At 66.7% G+C, this 2,687-nt stretch carries 3 protein-coding genes; all 3 read left to right on the top strand.

Annotated features, from left to right (window positions below):
* A partial coding sequence (locus RMO23_RS03170) for an MFS transporter (protein WP_309678649.1) occupies positions 1-810 on the top strand: 810 nt, incomplete at its 5' end.
* Positions 811-838: 28 nt separating this feature from the next.
* Positions 839-1,339 (top strand): single-stranded DNA-binding protein, encoded by a 501-nt coding sequence (ssb, locus tag RMO23_RS03165; protein ID WP_309678648.1) that lies wholly within the window; start codon positions 839-841, stop codon positions 1,337-1,339.
* A gap of 182 nt (positions 1,340-1,521) precedes the next feature.
* A partial coding sequence (locus tag RMO23_RS03160; protein ID WP_309678647.1) for a MipA/OmpV family protein occupies positions 1,522-2,687 on the top strand: 1,166 nt, incomplete at its 3' end.

Genomic DNA, 2,687 nt, shown 5'->3' with positions numbered 1-2,687 from the left:
GCCCTGATGTTTGCGCTGTCGCTGGTGATTGCGCCGCTGCTGGCCAGCTACATCGGTTTGCATGGCCTGTTTGCCCTGACGGGGTCGCTGGCCCTGGCCGGTATCGCCGTCGTCGTGTGGTGGGTGCCGCCCGAGCCGCTGCACCATGCGGATCGCCCGCGCGGCAGTGTGCTGGAGGTCTTGAAAGACTCTGCCCTGCTGCGGCTGGACTTTGGGGTGTTTGTGCTGCACGCGGTGCAACTGGCCATGTGGGTGGCGATTCCCGCGCTGCTGGTGGCTGCAGGGCTGGACGGCAAGCAACACTGGCTGGTTTACCTGCCGGCCGTGCTCGCCTCGCTGCTGGTGATGGGCATGACGCTGTTTCCGCTGGAAAAGCGCGGCTATCTGCGTGCCGTGTTCCTGGGGGCCGTGGGTCTGATTTTGCTGGTGCAACTGGGCCTGCTCTGGTCGGTCACTTCCGCAACGCACAGCCTGGGCTTGCTGGGCACGCTGCTGTTTCTGTTTTTTTGCGGCTTTAACGTGCTGGAAGCCAGCCAGCCCAGCATGGCCTCGCGCGTGGCACCGTCGCACGCACGCGGTGCGGCACTGGGGGTGTACAACACCTTGCAGTCGCTGGGGTTTTTTGCTGGGGGCGCTGTGGGCGGCTGGGTCACCAAAATGCAGGGCCCTCAGGGGCTTTTCCTGTTGTGCGGCGGCCTGATGCTGTTGTGGCTGCTGGTCGCCTGGCCCATGAAAGCACCCGGTCGTCATGCCTCGGCGGCGGTTTCGGGCGACGGTGATTCGCTGGCGGGCAAGCCAGTTAAACTCTGAAGATTAGGTTAGTTAGGAGAACACTTCCATGGCATCCGTCAACAAAGTCATCATCGTCGGCAATCTGGGCCGCGACCCCGAAATGCGCAGTTTCCCCAGCGGCGACCAGGTCGCCAACGTCACCATCGCCACCACCGACCGCTACAAGGACAAGGCCACCGGCGAGATGAAGGAAATCACCGAATGGCACCGCGTCAGCTTTTTTGGCCGCCTGGCCGAGATCGCCGGCCAGTACCTGCGCAAGGGCTCGCAGGTCTACGTCGAAGGCAGCCTGCGCACGCGCAAATGGACCGACAAGGACGGCCAGGAAAAATACAGCACCGAAATCCGCGCCGACCAGATGCAGATGCTGGGCAGCCGCCAGGGCATGGGCGGGCCCGGCCCGTCGGACGACGGCGGCGGCTACGACGAGCCGCGTCGCGCGGCCGCCCCCGCGCCGCGCGCCCCGGCAGCCGCCCCGCGCCCGGCCCCGGCCCCGACCAAGGCCGCCAGCGGCTTTGACGACATGGATGACGACATTCCGTTTTGACGGGCCACCGTTCTGACCCGCACACCCGTGCAAGCAACCCGCCCCGCGCGGGTTTTTTGTTGAGTTGCTCTGGATGCTATTGATTTTGTAGCTGAATGCGCCCGTTTTGCAGGGGCTGGCGCCGCTTATTCTGATAAATAGAGGCGGGTTTACCGGCTCCGACCCTTCAAGACACCTTACCGATGAAAAATCTTCCGTCCTCCCGTTTCCTGCCCTGCGCGGCCCTGTTGATGGCCGGCCTGCTCGGCATGACCAGCGCCCGCGCCCACGGCGACACCGAACTGCTGACCTCCGACCTGCAAGCCGCTCCCGGCAGCGCGGGCGTGGGCATCGTGGGGCGCACCGAAACCTCGCCCTACCAGGGCGGCGGCACCCGGCTGGACCTGATGCCGCTGTACCTGTACGAGGGCGAGCGCTTCTTTCTGCACGGCAACCGCGGCGGCGTGAAGCTGCTGGAAGGCGGCGACCAGCGGCTCGATGCGCTGCTGGAGCAGCGGCTGGAAGGGCCGCGCCCCAACCACCGGCCCGCCAGCCTCAATGGCATGGCCCTGCGCGAAACGGGCATTGACGCGGGGCTGTCCTACCGCTATCGCCAGCCCTGGGGCACGCTGCAGGCCGATTTGCTGCACGATGTGGCGGGCGCCTCGCGCGGCAGCGAGTTGCGGCTGGCCTACAGCTACGACTGGCGCTCCGGCGCCTGGACGCTGCGCCCCAGCGTTAGCCTGGCGCTGCGCAATGCCAGGCTCAACAACTATTACTACGGCGTGCTGCCGGGCGAGGCCAGCCCCGGCCGCCCGGCCTATGCGCCCGGCGCCGGCGTCAACACCACGCTGGGCCTGAATGCCAGCTACGCGCTGTCGCAGCGCTGGCGCCTGCTGGCCGGCGCGTCGGCCACCGTGCTGGGCGGCCAGGTGGCCGACAGCCCGATCGTGCAAAAGCGGGTGCTGCCCGCTGTTTACCTGGGCGCCGCCTACGACTTTGGCGCGCCGCAGCGGCTGCGGAACCAGGACGGCCAGGACGGCCAGGACGGCCAGGACGGCACGCCGACCTACTTCAAGCTGCTGTACGGCAAGGCCACCGAAGACGGCTGCCACCTGGTCAAGATCATCACCGCGCGCTGCCTGTCCACCGACAGCACCCACCCGACCAGCATCAGCGGCGTGCAGGTGGGCAAGCCCTTCATTGAAAACTTCAATGGCTGGCCGATTGACCTGGTGGGCTATGTCGGCCTGACGCACCACAACGACCGCGGGCTGCAGCGCAATGGCATGCAGTTCGATGTGTTCATGAAGGGCATTTACAGCGGCTTCCCCTGGAGCGAGCGCGTCAAGACGCGGCTGGGGCTGGG

Origin of the sequence: Polaromonas sp., assembly GCF_031411155.1 — a bacterium.
Lineage (GTDB): Bacteria > Pseudomonadota > Gammaproteobacteria > Burkholderiales > Burkholderiaceae_C > Polaromonas.
This window is presented reverse-complemented; position numbering and strand designations above follow the sequence as displayed.

What these genes read in the sequence shown, in the direction of transcription:
- ssb (WP_309678648.1), top strand. Translation starts at nt 839, where the DNA reads ATGGCATCCGTCAACAAAGTCATCATCGTCGGCAATCTGGGCCGCGAC.